This is a genomic window from Stenotrophomonas sp. Steno-Z10-HUANG, from assembly GCF_056393075.1.
Genome location: NZ_JBWJPA010000001.1, coordinates 539339 through 557210, shown reverse-complemented (window position 1 = coordinate 557210; position 17872 = coordinate 539339). Strand labels below are relative to the sequence as shown.

Sequence of the window (17872 nt, the reverse complement as noted above, 5' to 3'; positions counted from 1 at the left end):
CACCTGCATGCAACCTGCGCGGCGTGGATGCATGGCCCTCTGGCGCGCGCAGCGTGGCGTCCACCGCGGCCTGTCCGTGCGGCGATCCGGTATCGGCGTCACGGTGCGGCCGGGCCACTCCGGCCGCGCCGCACCGCGGGGTCAGCCTTCGCCGGCCGGCGCCGCGGCGGTGTACACCGGCTCGCCATCGACCCAGGTGGACAGCACCTTCAATGCGTCCAGGCGACCGCTGGCCGGATCCAGCGGATCGCGATCGAGCACCACGAAGTCCGCGTGCAGGCCGGCGCGCAGGCGCCCGACCCGGGTCTCGTCATGTCCGGCATACGCCGCGTCGCTGGTGAAGCCACGCAGCGCCTGTTCCGCGCTCAGGCGCTGCTCCGGCTGCCAACCACCCGGCGGGTGGCCATCGCGGTCCTGCCGGGTCACCGCGGCATACAGGCCCAGCCGCGGATCGACCTGCTCGACCGGGAAGTCCGACCCCAGCGCCAGCCGCGCGCCGCTGTGCAGGTAACGCTGCCAGGCATAGGCCCCCTTGATCCGCTCCGGCCCGACGCGCTGCTCGGCCCAGCCCATGTCCGACGTGGCGTGGGTGGGCTGCATCGAGGCGATCACCCCGAGCCGGGCGAAGCGCGGGATGTCCTCCAGCGCCACCACCTGCGCGTGCTCCACGCGCCAGCGGTGGTCGTTGCCCTTGTGTGCGCCCAGCACCTTCTCGTAGGTGTCGAGCACGATGCGGTTGCCGCGGTCGCCGATGGCGTGGGTGGCCACCTGCACCTTGCAGCCATCGGCCTTGCGCACGGCCACCTCGAATTCCTCCGGCGAGGTCATCAGCAGGCCGCGGTTGTGCGGGTCGTCGCTGTAGTCGGCCAGCAGCGCGGCGCCGCGGCTGCCCAGCGCGCCGTCCATGAACAGCTTTACCCCATGCATCTGCAGGCGCCCGCCCGGATGGGTGTAGCGCCCGTTGGCGCACAGGTCATCGAGCGCCGCGTTGTTGCCATCGGCGTAGGCGTCGATGCGCAGCGGCAATCTGCCCTGGTCGGCCAGCCGCTTCATCACCGCCAGGTCGCCGCGCGACACGCCCATGTCGTGCACGCCGGTCAGGCCGTTGCTGACCGCCAGTTGCAGTGCGGCCTGCAGGCGCTTTTCGCGCACCGCCGCGTCAGGCGCCGGGATGTGCGCGCTGACGAGCGCCGACGCAGCGTCCACCAGCACCCCGGCCGGCTTGCCGGCGGCATCGCGCAGGATGCGCCCGCCCTCGGGTTGCCAGTCGCCGGACAGCGACCTGCCCGCCTTTTCCGCGATCCGCAGCGCGGCGCTGTTGGCCCAGCCGGCGTGGCCGTCGACACGTTCCAGGTACACCGGTCGTTCGGGGAACGCGGCGTCCAGGTCGGCGGCGGTCGGGAACGCGGTATCGTCCCAGCGGTTCTGGTCCCAACCGGCGCCAAGCAGCCACTCGCCCGGCGCCAGCGTCTTCTCGAACGCGCGCAGCCGCTCGACCACGTCGGCACGGCTGCGCGCGCCATTGAGATCGGCCTGCGCCAGGGTGTTGCCAAGGCCGACCAAGTGCGCGTGCGCGTCGATCAGGCCCGGCACCACCGTGGCCTTGCCGACATCGACCCGCGTGGCCTGCGGATAGCGCTGCAGCAGCGTGGTGCGTTCGCCCACCGCCAGCAGGCGGCCGTCGTCCGTGTCCCAGGCCAGCGCGCTGGCGGACGGCTGCTGCGGATCGCCGGTGCGGATGGTGTCGGCGAGCAGCACCCGCACCCCGGCCGCGACCGGCGCGACATGCAGGCAGGGAAGCAGGATGGCGAGACAGGCGGCGGTACGGCGCATGCGGGGACACTCCTGGCCAACGGGAACGGCGACTATGCCGTCATCGGCCAGGCGTGACAACGAACCGCGGGCGCCGTCGGGCGCGGATCAGTCGGCGCTGACGTCCACCCGCACCCGGATGCGTTCGCCCGGGTGGTAGTCGCGGCGGGTGTGGTACTCGCGGCCGGCGTACTCGTAGGTAACGTCGTAGCCGGCCACCCGTTCGCGCTCGTAGCCATAGCCACCGACATCGCGTTCGGGCTCGCAGACGCGCACGTCCGAACGGCGGTACAGCGGACGGTTGTTGGCGTCATAGATCGCGCGACCGGCGGCGCCGCCGGCGACGGTACCGATCGCGGTGCCGAGATAGCGGCCATCGCCGCCACCGATGCGGCTGCCGAGGATGGCGCCGGCCAGGCCACCGATCACCGTTGCCACCTGGCGCCCGCCATCGCTGCCCTGGCGATAGCCGCCATCGCGCCCGTCGCCATAGTCGCGGATATCGCCACGCTCGCGGCGGTAGCCGTCGGCGTCGTACACGTAATCGCCATCGCTGCGCTCGTAACAGGCGCCCTGGCGGCCGCCGCCGTCGACGATGATCGGGTCCACCCGCACCACCCGGGCGTAGTCGTAGACCGGGCCGTTGTCGTCGCGGTCGTAACGGCCATCATCGTCGCGCCACTGGCCGCTGCTGCCCGGGTAGGGGCGATAGCTGCCGTCGTCGTAGCGCTGCGCCGAGGCGGTGAACGCCAGCAGGCAACCAAAGACCAAGACACCTGCAACAGGCAATGATCGGGACATGGCGGCCGCACCGGCGTGGGAGATGGACGGATGCTCCGGCGCGGCGCGTGAAACGGCCCTGAACCGGAACGCCGGGGCGGTTGCGCACCGCCCCGGCCGACGGGTCAGGAGGCGAACTCGGTTTCCAGGCTGATCGGCACCGCGCTGAGCGCCTTGGACACCGGGCAGTTCTGCTTGGCGTCGTCGGCCACCGCGCGGAACTTCACTTCGTCCATGCCGGGCACCACCGCCTTCACCCTGAGGCGGATGCGCGACAGCTGCGGCCCGCCCTCCATCGACAGGTCGACATCGGCGCGGGTGTCGAGCGAGCGCGGCGGGAAACCGGCTTCGGTCAGTTTCGCCGACAGCGCCATGGTGAAGCAGCCGGCGTGCGCGGCGGCGATCAGCTCTTCGGGATTGGTGCCCTTCTCGTCGCCGAAGCGGCTGGAAAACGCGTAGCGGGTGTTGTCCATCAGGCCGCTCTGCGGCGTGCTCAGCCGCCCCTGCCCGCTCTTGAGGTCACCTTCCCAGTGCGCGGTGGCGTGACGCGAAATACCCATGGCAAGTCTCCTGTGCATGCATTGAAGGTGGCCCCAGCTTAGGCGAGCATTCGTTAGCACCTTGTGCGCCGCGGGGCATCGCCCCGCGCGCCGGCCAGCGCTGCCGGCCGCACCCATGCCCGCCGCCATTACCGGCATGTCCGCCGCGCGTTTCCCGTGCATTTTCCCGCCGCCGTCGCCCCGTGCCGTGGCAAAAGGGCGGCTGGATGCAATTTTTATGGGGTTTTTGTGCCCCGGCCTATTGGCGATGCACCGCGCATGCCCTACATTTCGCTTGCCGACGGGGTCGGCACGACCAACAACCATCCGCTCACGGAACAGGAAACCATGGCAAAGACCGCTAAGAAGGCTGCCCCGAAGAAGGCAGCGAAGAAAGTCGCTACGAAGGCAGCCGCCAAGCCGGCCGCTCCCAAGCCGATCAAGGAAGCCCTGACCAAGTCGGGTCTGGTTGCACACCTGGCCGAGGCGACCAGCGTCGCCGCCAAGGATGTCCGTTCCGTCCTGGCCGCGCTGGAAGGCGCCGTTGCCGCATCGGTCAACAAGAAGGGCGCTGGCAGCTTCACCCTGCCGGGCCTGCTGAAGATCACCACCGTGAGCGTGCCGGCCAAGCCGAAGCGCAAGGGCATCAACCCGTTCACCAAGGAAGAGCAGTGGTTCGCCGCCAAGCCGGCTTCCACCAAGATCAAGGTGCGCCCGCTCAAGAAGCTCAAGGACGCCGCGATCTGATCCGCGCGCCCTGGGCGAAACAACGGGACGGCCATGCCGTCCCGTTTTTTTTTGCGCCATCCACGGCGCTTCCCGGGTCATAGACGGGCAACGCCGGAATCGTCCCGGCGCCCGCCTGCAAGGCGTCTGCGCCAACCCGCGCGGATGCGCGGAGGGGAGATCCAGCCACCGCGCGCAAGCGCCGCCATCACCACGGTGCGTTGCCGGAACGGCAGCAATCGGCGGGCGCCGACATGCACCGGGAGCAGCCGGCGGTTCGAAAGCAAGGGACCTGCCCTCCAACGGACGCCATGGCCGGCACCGTGGACCGATGCGCCACGCGGCCTGCGGCACGCCCGCCAGCGATGGCCACGGGACGCCCGCCGGCAGGGGCCGCTGCCCTGCGCGGCGGCCTGCACTGGAACACAGCGTCATGGGCTGGCGCCTCGCCCCGGCCGCGCGCCGGGCCTATGGTGGTCGCCAAGCCACACGACCCCACGCCACACCATGTCCAGCAGCAAGCACCGTTACCGCATCACCGTCACGCCGATCGAAGCCGATGGCCTGCAGTGCAGCGGCCGTTGCACCATCGAGTTCGAGCAGCGCAGCCCGCGCGACTGGATGCGCGAACTGGAGGAGGCCCAGCGGCAGCGGCGCCTGTCCTGCAACGAGGCCGCCGGCGTCGTGGTCGCCACCGGGCTGCTGGAAGCGCTGGCCGCGGCCGCGCGCGGCGACGGCCACCCGCTGGCCACGCTGCAGCCGGAACTGGACGGACTGATCGCGCGGCTGCGCGCACTGCGCCCGGCGCAGTGACTGCGGCGACGCCGTCGCCAGCGCGCTAACCGGCCATTCACCGTTTCCGGGTATCGTGCGTCGCTTCCCGCCGCACTCTCACAGTCCGATACGATGAACCTCCGCACCCTGTTGCTGCCCGCCGTCGCCTGCGTGGTCCTGGCCACCAGCGCCCATGCCGCGCCGCAGGTCAGCGGCCGCCGGCTCCTGGTCGACGCGGCCGACGTGCAGCATTATCTGGACGGCAGCTTCCCGCGGTCGCAGAAGGCACTGGGCGGGCTGCTGGCGATGACCGTCAGCCAGCCGCGGCTCACCCTGCCCGCGGGCAGCCGCCTGAACCTGCAGTTCGACCTGGCCATGGCCGCCGCCGGCGGCGCGCCGATGCCGGTGGGCAACGTACAGCTCAGCAGCGGCCTGCGCTACGACGCGCAGACCCGTGGCTTCCACCTTGAGCAGCCGACCGTCGATGCGTTCCGCCCGGCCATGGCCGGGGCCAAACTCGACGTGGGCACCCGCGGCCTGCTCAACACCTGGCTGGCCGACTACGCGCGCCGCGAGCCGATCTACCGCATCGAACCGGCCATCGCCAACGTGATGGGCGCGCTGCAGGTGAAGTCGGTGGGCATCGAGAACGGCCGCATCGCGGTGGATTTCAACCAGAACTTGGGCACGCTGCTGCCGCAGGGGCTGCTGGGCAACTGAGGTTCGGCGCGCCTGCGACGACGCGAGGCGCCACGAAACAGACGGCCGTGGATGCGCGGCTTGCCCCGCCTGGAGCTCCCCGGGGAAGTCCAGTGCCGGGCAAGCCCGGCACCTGCGGACCAGCGGGCAGTTCCACCTGCCGGGAACGAAGAAGGCCGCCGAAGCGGCCTTCTTCATGTCCAGTCACCCGCTGCCGCTCAGCGCTTGGGTTGCAGCATGGTGCCGGTGCACTTGGGCGAGCCGCAGCGGCACTCCCAGATCTTCTTCAGCCGCGGGGTGTGGCGCTCGGCCAGGGTGATGCCGTAGTTGTAGGTCAGCTCCTCGCCCGGACGGATCGTGCGGACCGCCTCGATGAACACCTTGTCGGCGGTGCGGTCGTCGCCCTCGGCCTCTTCGATCAGCGCCTCGCAGTTGGGGTCGCAGCTGTGGTTGATCCAGCGCGCGTCGTTGCCCTTGTAGCTGGCATCGATGACGTAATCGTCGTTGAGCGTGAACAGGAAGGTATGCCCGCTTTCCACGTCGCCCGCATCGTCGGCATCCACCTCGGCGTGGGTCCGGCGCAGCCCCTTGTACTCGATGATGCGCTCGCCCTTGGCAATGGCCGCCAGCGCGAACACGCCATTGCCGTGGATGGTGGATTTGCGCGCCTGGATCTTCTTGGGCATGTACATGGCCGGGAAACGATGGGAAGGGGGATTCTCGCGCAGTCGCGCAGGCTTCCCAAGCCCGGGGCGCCACAAGGCGGCCGCTTGACCTGCATCAACGCGGCGGCCGGCGGTCGATTTGAGGCCCCGCGCACAAAAGCGTACAATTTCGGTCCACATTGATTTCCCCGCCTTCGCATGCTCCGCGTCACCAAGCTCACCGATTACGCCAGCGTCGTCATGACCGTGCTCGCCACGCGGCCGGACGAGGTCTTGAGCGCGACCGAGCTGGCCGAGGCCGCCGGGCTCGAACCGCCCACGGTCAGCAAGCTGCTCAAGCCGCTGGCGCAGGCCGGGCTGGTCGAAGGCCTGCGCGGCGTGCGCGGCGGCTACCGCCTGACCCGCCCGGCCACCGAGATCAGCCTGATCGAGATCGTCGAGGCGATGGAAGGCCCGCTGGCGATCACCGAATGCAGCCAGGGCGAGAGCCAGTGCGGCATCGCGCGCCAGTGCGGGGTGCGTTCCAACTGGCGGCTGATCAACGACGTGGTCGCCGATGCCCTGCGCGGGGTCACCCTGGCGCAGATGCTGCACCCCCTCCCACTTGCTGATCGCCGGCGCATCGACGTCAGCATCGTTTCCTGAATTCCGTAGGCAGCCTCATGGCCACCGAGACCATCGACAACGTCGGCAGCGCCGACACCCCCAACCGCGAGATCCACGAACAGCTGGGCCGCAAGTACGCGGCCGGCTTCGTCACCGACATCGAGTCCGAGTCGTTCCCGCCAGGCCTGGACGAGGACATCATCCGCGCCCTGTCGGCCAAGAAGGACGAGCCGGAATGGATGACGCAGTGGCGCCTGGACGCCTACCGCCATTTCCTGACCATGCGCCAGCCGGACTGGGCCAAGCTGCAGATCGGCCCGATCGACCTGCAGGCGCTGAGCTATTACTCCGCGCCCAAGGGCCCCAAGTACAAGTCGCTGGACGAAGTCCCCAAGGAACTGCTGGACACCTACGACAAGCTCGGCGTGCCGCTGCATGAACGCGCCAGGCTGGCCGGCGTGGCGGTCGACGCGGTGTTCGACTCGGTCTCGGTGGGCACCACGTTCCGCAAGGAGCTGGCCGACAAGGGCGTGATCTTCTGCTCGATCTCCGAAGCCATCCGCGAGCACCCCGAACTGGTCCGCCAGTACCTGGGCTCGGTGGTGCCGGTGGGCGACAACTATTTCGCCGCGCTCAACTCGGCGGTGTTCTCCGACGGCAGCTTCGTGTTCGTGCCCAAGGGCGTGCGCTGCCCGATGGAGCTGAGCACCTATTTCCGCATCAACGCCAACAATACCGGCCAGTTCGAACGCACGCTGATCATCTGCGAGGACAGGGGCCACGTCTCCTACCTGGAAGGCTGCACCGCGCCGATGCGCGACGAGAACCAGCTGCACGCCGCGGTGGTGGAACTGGTGGCGCTGGAAGACGCCGAGATCAAGTACTCGACCGTGCAGAACTGGTACCCGGGCGACGAGAACGGCGTCGGCGGCATCTACAACTTCGTCACCAAGCGCGCCGAATGCCGCGGTGCCCGCTCCAAGGTCACCTGGACCCAGGTGGAGACCGGTTCGGCGATCACCTGGAAGTACCCTTCGTGCGTGCTGCTGGGCGACGACTCGGTGGGCGAGTTCCACTCGGTGGCGCTGACCCACCACCGCCAGCAGGCCGACACCGGCACCAAGATGATCCACGTCGGCAAGCGCACCAAGAGCAAGATCGTCTCCAAGGGCATCAGCGCCGGCCGTGGCCAGAACACCTACCGCGGCCTGGTCAAGGTCGCCGCCAGCGCCGACGGCGCGCGCAACTACACCCAGTGCGACTCGCTGCTGATCGGCAAGAAATGCGGCGCCCATACCTTCCCCTATATCGAGGTGAAGAACCCCGCCGCCACCGTCGAGCACGAGGCCACCACCTCCAAGATCTCCGACGACCAGCTGTTCTACTGCCGCGCGCGCGGCATCGACCAGGAGAACGCGGTGTCGATGATCGTCGACGGCTTCTGCAAGCAGGTGTTCAAGGAGCTGCCGATGGAGTTCGCGGTGGAGGCCAAGAAGCTGCTGGAAGTGTCGCTGGAAGGCTCGGTCGGATGAGTCGCCTGCCCCTGCTCCTGCTGGCATTGCTGCCGGCCGCTGCCTCGGCCGCGTCGCCGGGCAAGGCCTGCGACGGCGCCCGCACCCAGCTGGACATCAACGAATGCGCCGCGCGTGAAGCCGACGCCAGCGATGCCGAGCTCAACGCCGTGTACCGGCAGGTGATGCAGAAGCTGCAGGGCCAGCCGGTGGCCATCGCCAGGCTGCGCGACGCCCAGCGCCTGTGGATCCAGCTGCGCGACGCCGACATCCAGGCACGCTACCCGGTGGGCAAGGACGAGAACCCACGCGTCCTGTACGGCTCGATGTACCCGATGCTGTATTCGGCCAACAAGGCCGAGCTCACCCGGCAGCGCACCGGCTGGCTGCGCGCCACCTTCCTCGATCGCGCCGAAGGCGAGCTCTGATCGCCCTGCCCCACATTCAAATTTGAAGACCGCACCCTCATGTTGAAGATCGAAAACCTCCACGCAAGCATCGCCGGCAAGGAAATCCTCAAGGGCCTGTCGCTGGACGTGAAGCCCGGCGAAGTCCACGCCATCATGGGCCCGAACGGCGCCGGCAAGTCCACGCTGGGCAATGTGCTGTCCGGCCGCGATGGCTATGAGGTCACCGCGGGCAGCGTGCGTTTCGAGGGCAACGACCTGCTGGAGCTGGAGCCGGAGGCGCGCGCCGCCGCCGGCCTGTTCCTGGCGTTCCAGTACCCGGTGGAGATCCCGGGCGTGAACAACACCTATTTCCTGCGCGCCGCGCTCAACGCCCAGCGCAAGGCGCGCGGCGAGGAAGAACTCGATTCGATGCAGTTCCTCAAGCTGGTGCGGCAGAAGCTGGCCGTGCTGCACCTGAAGGACGAGCTGCTGCACCGCGGCGTCAACGAAGGCTTCTCCGGCGGCGAGAAGAAGCGCAACGAGATCTTCCAGCTGGCGGTGCTGGAGCCGAAGCTGGCGATCCTGGACGAGACCGACTCGGGGCTGGACATCGACGCGCTCAAGAGCGTGGCCGACGGCGTCAACGCGCTGCGCTCGCCTGAGCGCTCGTTCCTGGTCATCACCCACTACCAGCGCCTGCTCGACTACATCAAGCCGGACGTGGTGCACGTGCTGGCCGATGGCCGCATCGTCAAGAGTGGCGGCCCGGCGCTGGCGCTGGAACTGGAAGCGCACGGCTACGACTTCCTCAAGGACCGCGTGGTGCGCGAGGCGGCCAAGTAATGAGCCCGCTCCTGCAATCGCTGGCCGCCGCGTTCTGCGGCAACGACGAGCGTCGTGCCGCGCTCGATGCCGCGCTGCGCAGCGGCCTGCCCGCCGCGCGCAGCGAAGCCTGGAAGTACACCTCGCTGCGCCAGCTCGAACGCCGCAGCTTCGGTGCCGCGCCGCTGCAGGCGCCGACCATCGACGCCGCGCTGCTGGCCGCCATCCCGGCGCCGCGGCTGGTCTTCGTCAACGGTCGCCCCAGCGACGCCCACAGCGACCTGTCAGGGCTGGACACCGGCGTCCAGGTGCGCACGCTGTCGGCGGTACGCCGCGACGAGCCGCTGGCCGCCGGCTTCCTGGGCCGCCGCTTCGACCGCGCCGAGGAGGTGTTCGCCCAGCTCAACGCCGCGCTCGCCGACGAGGGCGTGCTGGTGCAGGTGGCCGAGGGCATCGCCGCGACGACGCCGTTGCACCTGGTGTTCGTCAGCGCGCCGCTGGCCGCCGCACACGCCGATGCCACGGCCGCGGCCGCGACCCGGGACGCGACCGACATCGCCTGGCATCACCGACACCTGGTCGAACTGCGCCGTGGCGCGTCGCTGGACCTGGTCGAACACCACCTGCAGGCCGGCGACAGCGCGCACCTGGACAACACCCTGGTGCATGTCCACCTGGCGCAGGGCGCGCGGCTCGCGCATGCCCGCGTGCAGGCCGACAGCGCGCGTGCCACCGCGCTGCTGCGCACCGACGCGGTGCTGGCGCGCGATGCGGAGTACCGCCGCATCGACCTGGAACTGGGCGCCGCGCTGAGCCGCCATGAACTCAACGTGCGCCTGGAAGGCGACAACGCCCTGCTGGTCGCCAATGGCGTGCTGCTGGGCACCGGCCGCCGCCACATCGACACCCGCCTGGGCATCGAGCACATCGCCCGCGACACCCGTGCCGAGCTGCTGTGGCGGGGCGTGGCGGCCAACCGCAGCCGGGTCGTGTTCCACGGCGGCATTCATATCCGCGAGGGCGCCGACGGCACCGACGCCAACCTGTCCAACAAGAACCTGCTGCTGTCCGCCGACGCCGAGATCGATACCCAGCCCACGCTGGTGATCGACGCCGACGAGGTCAAGGCCGCGCACGGCGCCACCGTCGGCCAGCTCGACGCCAACGCGCTGTTCTACCTGCGCTCGCGCGGGGTGCCGGCCGAGCAGGCGCGCGCCATGCTCAGCACCGCGTTCTGCCACGAGCCGCTGGCCGCCGTGGACGACACCCTCACCGGGCAGCTGGTCCAGCACCTGGGCCAGGCACTGCACCAGGCAGGCATGGCATGAACCTTTCCTCCCCGCGCCCCCTCCCCGACACCGGCAGCGCCCCCGACTGGGAGCGCGTGCGTACCGATTTCCCGCTGCTGATGCGCGAGGTCAACGGCAAGCCGCTGGTGTACTTCGACAACGCCAACACCGCGCAGAAGCCGCTGCCGGTGATCGGCGCGGTCGATGAGTTCTACCGCCGCTACAACGCCAACGTCAGCCGCGCGGTGCACGCGCTGGGGACCGAGGCCACCGACGCCTACGAAGGCGCGCGCACCAAGCTGGCGCGCTTCCTCAACGTGCGCGCCAACGAGCTGGTGCTGTGCAGCGGCACCACCTTCGCCATCAACCTGGTGGCCTACTCGTGGGCGCTGCCGCGGCTGAAGGCCGGCGACGTGATCCTGGTCTCGCGCATGGAGCACCACGCCAACATCGTGCCGTGGCAGCTGGTCGCCGAACGCACCGGCGCCCGCATCCGCGTGGCCGAGATCACCCCGGACGGCAGCCTGGACATGGACGCGCTGCACGCGGCGATGACCGCGGACGTGAAGCTGCTGGCGCTGACCCACGTCTCCAACGTACTGGGCACGGTCAACCCGGTGCGCGAGATCTGCCGCGAAGCGCGCCGGCGCGGCATCGTCAGCGTCATCGACGGCTCGCAGGCCGCGCCGCACCTGGCGCTGGACGTCGCCGCCATCGGCTGCGACTTCTACGCCGTCACCGGCCACAAGATGTGCGGCCCCACCGGCACCGGCGCGCTGTGGGCGCGCCGCGAGCTGCTGCAGGAGATGCCGCCGTTCCTGGGCGGCGGCGAGATGATCAAGGAGGTCAGCTTCGACGGCACGGTGTTCAACGACGCGCCGCACAAGTTCGAGGCGGGCACCCCCAACATCGCCGGCTTCGTCGGCCTTGGCGCGGCGGTCGACTACCTGGACGGCCTCGGCCGCGACCACATCGCCGCCCGCGAACAGCAACTGCTGGCGCACTTCACCGAGGAACTGCAGCGCGTGGACGGCGTGCGCATCTTCGGCACCGCGCCGCACAAGGCGGCGGTGGTCTCGTTCCTGGTCGAAGGCGCGCATGCGCACGACCTGGCCACCCTGCTCGACCTGCAGGGCGTGGCGGTACGCTCCGGCCAGCATTGCGCGCATCCGTTGCTGCAGTACTACGGGGTCGCTGCGACCTGCCGTGCCTCGCTGGCGTTCTACAACACACACGCGGAAATCGAGGCGTTCATGGCCGCGCTGATGAAGGTACGCGCCCTGTTGGGCTGAGCGTGGGGGCGGGGCATGCCCCGCCCGCGGCGTTGCCGTCACGGCATGCGCGCAAGACCCGCATCTACAAGGAAATCCGGCATCGCTACAATGCGGCGATGGATACCCTCACCTTCCGCAGCGCCACCCCGGACGACATTCCGGCCCTGATCGAACTGGTCACCTCGGCCTACCGCGGCGACGCCTCGCGCGTGGGCTGGACCACCGAAGCCGATCTCCTCGACGGCCAGCGGGTGGACGCCGCGGGCCTGCTCGCCGACATCCAGCGGCCGCGCAGCGTGATCCTGCTGGCCGAACAGGGCGGGCGGCTGCTGGCCTGCTGCCACGTCGCCGACGAGGACGGTCATGGCTACTTCGGCATGTTCGCGGTCAGCCCCGCGGCGCAGGGCGGCGGGGTCGGCAAACAGGTCATGCAGCATGCCGAGCGGCTTGTCGCGGCGCAGTGGGGGCTGCCGACCATGCAGATGACCGTGATCGACTGCCGCGACGAACTGATCGCCTTCTACGAGCGCCGCGGCTATGCCCGCACCGGCATCAAGAAGCCGTTCCCGTACGGCGACGCGCGCTTCGGCCTGCCCAGACGCGACGATCTGCGCTTCGAAGTCCTGGAGAAGCGACTGGAGCCGGCGGCATGAGCGCGACCTGGACCTATGTCTGCGCCAGCGATGAGCTGCTGCCGGGCGAGATGAAGACCGCGTTCGACGAGGTGACCGGCGCGCCGATCGTCGTGTTCAACCTGGACGGCGAACTGTACGCGCTGGAAGACCAGTGCACGCACGAGGAGTTCGAGCTGTCCTCGGGCAGCATCGACCCGGTCGAGGGCAGCATCGAGTGCGTCCTGCATGGCGCCCGTTTCGATGTCCGCGACGGCCGCGCCCTGTGCGCCCCGGCCTATACCCCGGTGCCCAAGTTCCCGGTCAAGCGCGAGAACGGCGGCATCTGGGCCCGCGACGACCGCGACTGACCCAGCCGGCACGGCGCCGGTCGGGGCACCGCGCATGCGTGTGGACATGCGAATCATTATCGTTTAATTTACCGTTATGCATGCCGCCCGCCCCCGCCCGCGCGGCTCCCGCGACGGAGCCCCGCCCTGCCTGCCGACCGTTACGGTGCGGCGGTACTGGCACCTGTGGCTGCTGGCATGCGGCTTTCTCGCCACCTGCCTGGTGGCGGCGCTGGTCCCCGCGACCCACGCCGCCGCATCGCCCGCCGGCGGCGCAGCCGTTGTCACGTCCGCCGGCCAGCCGGCGGCCCCGGGTGGCCCATCGCTGCACCTGACTGCGATTGCCGAAGCCGATGCCGAAGCAGCGACCCGCGTCGCGCGCCCGGCGGCACTGTCGCGCGCGCCCTGGCCGGCATCGCATCCGGCCCGGCCAGCCACGCCTCGGCGGATCAAGCCGGCGCCTGCGGCACCCGGCGCACGGGCGTACCGGTCGCCTCCGGGGCATGCGCCCCCTGCGCGCCACCACGGCTGAGTTCCGCGCGGCCGGGTCCACCTGCCAAAGGCCGCCAAGGGCCGCGCCTGCCTGCTCCGTTCCGTTTCCCGGGCCTCCGCACCGCCGGCGCCCGCGCTGCCGCTTTCGTCTTTACTTTTCCCGGACATCGTCATCCATGAGCCCCATCAAGACCCGCAAGTACCCGCCGCGTGCCGCCATGCTGGCCACCGCCACCCTCGCCGCCGGCTTCTCGCCCTTGGCCGCGCAGGCGGCGGACGCTGACGCCGGCGCCGCACAGGCCACCGATCTGGACAAGGTCCAGGTCCGCGGCAGCTGGTTCGCGCCGTCCTCGCCCAAGTTCACCGCCGAACTGCTGGATACGCCCAAGTCGGTGGCCGTGGTCACCGAGAAAACGCTGCAGGAGATCGGCGCCACCAACCTGGTGGACGCGCTGCGCATGGTGCCCGGCATTACCTTCGGCGCTGGCGAGGGTGGCAATTCGACCGGCGACCGCCCGTTCCTGCGTGGCTTCGATGGGCAGAGCAACATGTTCGTCGATGGCCTGCGCGACGTCGGCAGCCAGACCCGCGAAGTGTTCGACCTGGAGCAGCTGGAAGTGGTCAAGGGCCCGAGCTCGGCCTACGGCGGCCGTGATTCCGGCGGCGGCAGCATCAACCTGGTCAGCAAGACCCCGAAGCTTAAGAACCAGACCAGCGCCAGCATGGGCGTGGGCAGCGACCGCTACGCGCGCGGCACCGTGGACGCCAACTACGTGCTGGGCGACGGCATCGCCGCGCGCCTGAACCTGCTCAAGCACAAGTCCGACATCCCCGGCCGCGACGCCGCCAACGTCAGCCGCTGGGGTATCGCGCCGTCGATCGCGTTCGGCCTGAACGGGCCGCTGCAGGTAATCGCCAGCCATTACCACCTGGAAACCGACGACCTGCCCGATGCCGGCGGCTTCCCGTATGCCAACCCGGCCACCGGCACCACCACCGGCCGGCCGCTGGTGCCTGACCGCAACAACTACTACGGGCTGAAGGACCGCGACTTCCAGCGCACCCGCGCCGACATCAGCACCCTCGATGCCAGCTATGACCTGGGCGGCCACAAGCTGCGCAACATCGCGCGCCTGGGCAACACCAGCAACGACTACCTGTGGACCCAGCCGGACGACAGCAAGAACAACCCGAACAAGTACGGCACCCTGTGGCGCCGCACCAACGACCGCGCCATCGATACCCGCACCTTCGCCGACCAGCTCAGCCTGACCGGCGCCTTCCAGAGCGGCGGGCTGAAGCACAGCTACAGCGCCGGGGTCGAATACAGCGAGGAGAAGAGCAGCAAGGGCCGCTACCTGATCGGCGGCGGCGGCACCAGCAACGCCATCGACGGCACCCAGGCCTGCCCGACCACCGGCGCGGCGACCGGCTGGAACTGCACCGATTTCTACAACCCCAACCCGAACGACCCCTGGGCCGCCACCCACCCGGTCACCCGCAGCGACAAGGCGCTGGACATCCGCCAGACCACGCGCACCGCGTCGGTGTACGCGTTCGACACCCTCGAACTGAGTCCGCGCTGGCTGCTCAACCTGGGCCTGCGCTGGGACGACTACGACACCGAGCAGGTCACCCCGGTCGCGGGCAAGGCGCCGACCGTGCTGCGCAACAGCGAGTCCTTCGTCAACTACCAGGCCGGCGTGGTGTTCAAGCCCACGGCCAACGGCAGCATCTACCTGTCCTACGGCACCTCGTCCACGCCGCCGGGCATGGACAGCGGCGAAGGCAACGACGCGATCAGCGCCGCCATCCAGAACCTCAAGCCGCAGGAGACCAGGAACTACGAGCTGGGCACCAAGTGGGACCTGTTCGGCAACCGCCTGAACCTGACCGCCGCGCTCTTCCACACCGAGATGAACAACGCGCGCGTGGTGGTCGACAGTGGTGACACCCGCAACGCCGGCCGGAAGGCGATCAACGGCGTGGAGATCGGCATCAACGGGCAGATCAGCGAACGCTGGAGCGTCGCCGGCGGCTACACCTGGATGGATTCGGAGCTGAAGGACAACGGCTACGTCTGCTCGGTGTCCAGCCGCAGCGGCTGCCCGGCGCCCGGGGTGTGGATCGTCTCGCCGTACAACGGCAACGTCTTCCCCAACACGCCGCGGCACGCGGCCACGCTGTGGACCACGTATGCGCTCCCGTTCGGCCTGACCCTGAGCGCTGGCGCGAGTTATGTAGACAAGCAGTACGGCGACGTCGCCAATACCAAGTGGATCCCGGCCTACACCCGCTGGGACGCGATGGCCAGCTACGCCCTGCAGGACAACATCAGCCTGCAGCTCAACCTGCAGAACCTGACCGACAAGGTCTACTTCACCAAGGCCTATTCGTCGCACTACGCGAGCATCGCGCCGGGGCGTTCGGCCACGCTGGCGCTCAACGTCAGGTTCTGATCCAGGGACACCGACGGCGGCAGGTCTGCCGCCGCCGTTTTCGCCTTTCCGGCAGGCCCGTCTTTCCTTCAAACGCCAAGCCCGATCGAAGCCATCGATGTCCGCGTCCTCCCGCCCCTTCCTCGATGCCGACGCGCTGGCCGCGCGGCTGAGCGCGGACCCGCACGCGGCCTTCGCCGATGTCCGCGCGGCCGCCCAGGGCGGACTGGTCGCCGCGCAGCTGCTGCTGGCGCAGATGTACATGGACGGCAAGGGCGTGGCGCGCGACGCCGAAGCGGCACTGCTGTGGTACGCCACCGCGGCCAACAACGGCGATGCGCTGGCGATGAACATGCTCGGCCGCTGCCACGAACTGGGCCAGGGCACCGCGCACGATCCGGCACTGGCTGCCGTCTGGTACCGACGCGCGGCCGAGGCCGGGCTGGACTGGGGCATGTACAACCTGGCCAACCTGCTCGCCACCGGCCGCGGCGTGGCGCAGGACCGCCGCCAGGCGCTCGCGCTCTACACCCGCGCCGCCCACCTGGGCCACGCCAAGTCGATGAACCTGCTGGCGCGCCACCTGGAAGATGGGCTGGAGACCGCGCGCGACCCGCAGGCGGCGCTGGGCTGGTACCGGCGCGCGGCCGAAGCCGGGGACTTCCGCGGGCAGGCCAACTACGCCTCCATCCTGTTGCAGCAGGCGCGCATCGACGAAGCGCTGCACTGGCTGCGGCTTGCGCTCGCCCACGGCAGCCCCGCGTTCATGGCGCATATCGTTCCGCAACTGGCCGCCTCGCCGCACCCCCGGGTACGCGCGCTGGCCGACTCTCCCGCAGACTGAGGAAAGCCCCGATGCTGCTGCATATCCCCAACGTGTTGACACCGGCGCAGGTCGCCGGCTTCCGCGCCCGGCTCGACGCCGCGCAGTGGATCGATGGCCGCCAGACGGTGGGCCACCTCGGCGCCCAGGCCAAGCGCAACGAGCAGTTGCCGGAGGATTCGCCGCTGCGGCGCGAGCTGGGCGAGACCCTCCTGCTGGCACTGGCCAGGCACCCGCTGTTCTTCAGCGCCGCGCTGCCGCTCAAGTACCTGCCGCCCCGCTTCAACCGCTACACCGGCGGCGGCACCTACGGCTTCCATGTCGACGGCGCGGTGATGAACCTGTCCCAAGGTGAACAGCTGCGCTCGGACGTGTCGTGCACGCTGTTCCTCAATCCGCCGGACGAGTACGACGGCGGCGAGCTGGTCATCAGCGACACCTATGGCGAGCACGCGGTGAAGCTGCCGGCCGGCGACCTGATCCTGTACCCCTCCAGCAGCCTGCACCAGGTGACGCCGGTGACCCGTGGCGCGCGGCTGGCGTCGTTCTTCTGGGTGCAGAGCATGGTCCGCGACGACACCCGGCGGCGGATGCTGTTCGAACTGGACAGCTCCATCGAGACCCTGCGCCAAGGCAACGCCGATGCCGGCGCGGTGCTGCAGCTGACCGGCGTGTACCACAACCTGCTGCGGCAATGGGCCGAGGTCTGACGGTGCGGTGGGCGGGTTGATCCGCGTCAACCCGACCTCAAATGAAATGAATTCTTATTTGCATCGGATAACGAATCCCAACTACAATTGCGCAACGCCGCCGGCCCGTTGATCGGCGGCCACTGACGCCCACCGGGGATCCGATGCACCACCTGCTCCGCCGCCGCTGCCTGTCCGCCCTTGCGCCCCTGCGCAACGGCCTGCGCATGCCGCTGTGGGGGTTGATGGTCCTGTGCCTGCTGCTGGGCCCTGCCGGCACCGGCCAGGCGCATGTCGCGCCCGCGACCCGGGCGCCGTCGGCCGCCGTCGGCGCAGGCGAGGAAACGCCCGCGGGTGAGACGGCCACGCAGGAAACACCCGCCAAACTGCGCCGCGTGGCCACGCTGCAGGCGCCGCGCGCGGGCTGCCTGCGCGCCGCGCCGCCACGTCCCGTGGCATGCGCCGTGGACAGCGCATCGACCCTGACGTCCGCCCTGCCGGCGGCTTCGCCGGCACCCCCGGCCGCCCTGCCCAGGCACTGGCGGTCGCAGCGCAGCCAGGCGCCCCCGTCGCGCTGAGCCGT

The 17872-nt window shown here is 69.8% G+C and carries 19 protein-coding genes; 15 read left to right on the top strand and 4 right to left on the bottom strand.

Translation table 11 applies throughout. The features are described from left to right. Nucleotides 1-141: 141 nt before the first annotated feature. The 3 genes from AC06E6_RS02480 to AC06E6_RS02470 all read right to left on the bottom strand — a co-directional run bounded on the left by AC06E6_RS02480 (nucleotide 142) and on the right by AC06E6_RS02470 (nucleotide 3152). Entirely contained in the window at nucleotides 142-1833 is a 1692-nt protein-coding gene (locus AC06E6_RS02480) for an amidohydrolase (protein WP_478060179.1), read from the bottom strand. 87 nt (nucleotides 1834-1920) lie between these two features. Continuing rightward, entirely contained in the window at nucleotides 1921-2613 is a 693-nt protein-coding gene (locus tag AC06E6_RS02475) for a glycine zipper 2TM domain-containing protein (RefSeq protein ID WP_478060177.1), read from the bottom strand. A gap of 104 nt (nucleotides 2614-2717) precedes the next feature. Then, a complete protein-coding gene (locus AC06E6_RS02470; RefSeq protein ID WP_240212183.1) occupies nucleotides 2718-3152 on the bottom strand; it encodes an OsmC family protein in 435 nt (144 codons plus the stop codon). Nucleotides 3153-3479: 327 nt separating this feature from the next. Between AC06E6_RS02470 and AC06E6_RS02465 the strand changes: the two genes are divergently transcribed. The 3 genes from AC06E6_RS02465 to AC06E6_RS02455 all read left to right on the top strand — a co-directional run bounded on the left by AC06E6_RS02465 (nucleotide 3480) and on the right by AC06E6_RS02455 (nucleotide 5351). Beyond that, nucleotides 3480-3878, top strand: a complete 399-nt coding sequence (locus AC06E6_RS02465) for an HU family DNA-binding protein (protein WP_104940241.1) — start codon at nucleotides 3480-3482, stop codon at nucleotides 3876-3878. 486 nt (nucleotides 3879-4364) lie between these two features. Next, nucleotides 4365-4670, top strand: coding sequence for a DUF3861 family protein (locus AC06E6_RS02460; protein WP_104939359.1), 306 nt, complete (start codon nucleotides 4365-4367; stop codon nucleotides 4668-4670). Nucleotides 4671-4763: 93 nt separating this feature from the next. After that, on the top strand, nucleotides 4764-5351 hold the full coding sequence (locus AC06E6_RS02455; protein WP_478060175.1) for a DUF1439 domain-containing protein: 588 nt from the start codon (nucleotides 4764-4766) through the stop codon (nucleotides 5349-5351). Nucleotides 5352-5548: 197 nt separating this feature from the next. Here AC06E6_RS02455 and AC06E6_RS02450 read toward each other — a convergent pair whose 3' ends face one another. Next, on the bottom strand, nucleotides 5549-6016 hold the full coding sequence (locus tag AC06E6_RS02450; RefSeq protein ID WP_478060173.1) for an SET domain-containing protein: 468 nt from the start codon (nucleotides 6014-6016) through the stop codon (nucleotides 5549-5551). 177 nt (nucleotides 6017-6193) lie between these two features. Here AC06E6_RS02450 and AC06E6_RS02445 point away from each other — a divergent pair, with 177 nt between their 5' ends. The 12 genes from AC06E6_RS02445 (at nucleotide 6194) to AC06E6_RS02390 (ending at nucleotide 17867) form a co-directional block, all read left to right on the top strand. Then, nucleotides 6194-6640, top strand: a complete 447-nt coding sequence (locus AC06E6_RS02445) for an SUF system Fe-S cluster assembly regulator (RefSeq protein ID WP_104939361.1) — start codon at nucleotides 6194-6196, stop codon at nucleotides 6638-6640. A gap of 17 nt (nucleotides 6641-6657) precedes the next feature. Continuing rightward, complete coding sequence (sufB, locus tag AC06E6_RS02440) at nucleotides 6658-8133, top strand: Fe-S cluster assembly protein SufB (RefSeq protein ID WP_104939362.1); 1476 nt, start codon at nucleotides 6658-6660, stop codon at nucleotides 8131-8133. Next, the gene (locus AC06E6_RS02435; RefSeq protein ID WP_240212186.1) at nucleotides 8130-8540 is read left to right on the top strand and encodes a lysozyme inhibitor LprI family protein; all 411 of its coding nucleotides are present in this window, start codon (nucleotides 8130-8132) and stop codon (nucleotides 8538-8540) included. The genes sufB and AC06E6_RS02435 overlap by 4 nt, the downstream gene beginning before the upstream one ends. 42 nt (nucleotides 8541-8582) lie before the next feature. Further along, nucleotides 8583-9344, top strand: coding sequence for a Fe-S cluster assembly ATPase SufC (sufC, locus tag AC06E6_RS02430; protein WP_428999376.1), 762 nt, complete (start codon nucleotides 8583-8585; stop codon nucleotides 9342-9344). Further along, nucleotides 9344-10651, top strand: coding sequence for a Fe-S cluster assembly protein SufD (gene sufD / locus AC06E6_RS02425; protein WP_478060170.1), 1308 nt, complete (start codon nucleotides 9344-9346; stop codon nucleotides 10649-10651). Before sufC ends, sufD begins: the two co-directional genes overlap by 1 nt. Then, nucleotides 10648-11904: a cysteine desulfurase gene (locus tag AC06E6_RS02420; RefSeq protein WP_478060168.1), complete on the top strand. Its 1257-nt coding sequence runs from the start codon at nucleotides 10648-10650 to the stop codon at nucleotides 11902-11904. The genes sufD and AC06E6_RS02420 overlap by 4 nt, the downstream gene beginning before the upstream one ends. A gap of 98 nt (nucleotides 11905-12002) precedes the next feature. Further along, the gene (locus AC06E6_RS02415; RefSeq protein WP_478060167.1) at nucleotides 12003-12539 is read left to right on the top strand and encodes a GNAT family N-acetyltransferase; all 537 of its coding nucleotides are present in this window, start codon (nucleotides 12003-12005) and stop codon (nucleotides 12537-12539) included. Continuing rightward, a complete protein-coding gene (locus tag AC06E6_RS02410; RefSeq protein ID WP_104939367.1) occupies nucleotides 12536-12868 on the top strand; it encodes a non-heme iron oxygenase ferredoxin subunit in 333 nt (110 codons plus the stop codon). Before AC06E6_RS02415 ends, AC06E6_RS02410 begins: the two co-directional genes overlap by 4 nt. Before the next feature lie 647 nt (nucleotides 12869-13515). Next, a complete protein-coding gene (locus tag AC06E6_RS02405; protein ID WP_478060165.1) occupies nucleotides 13516-15798 on the top strand; it encodes a TonB-dependent receptor in 2283 nt (760 codons plus the stop codon). A gap of 97 nt (nucleotides 15799-15895) precedes the next feature. Further along, nucleotides 15896-16621, top strand: a complete 726-nt coding sequence (locus tag AC06E6_RS02400) for a tetratricopeptide repeat protein (protein WP_478060163.1) — start codon at nucleotides 15896-15898, stop codon at nucleotides 16619-16621. A gap of 11 nt (nucleotides 16622-16632) precedes the next feature. Further along, nucleotides 16633-17310, top strand: coding sequence for a Fe2+-dependent dioxygenase (locus AC06E6_RS02395; protein ID WP_104939370.1), 678 nt, complete (start codon nucleotides 16633-16635; stop codon nucleotides 17308-17310). Between the two features lie 143 nt (nucleotides 17311-17453). Further along, nucleotides 17454-17867 carry a hypothetical protein gene (locus AC06E6_RS02390; protein ID WP_478060161.1) on the top strand — a complete coding sequence of 138 codons (414 nt, stop codon included), beginning with the start codon at nucleotides 17454-17456 and terminating at the stop codon, nucleotides 17865-17867. Nucleotides 17868-17872: the final 5 nt, after the last annotated feature.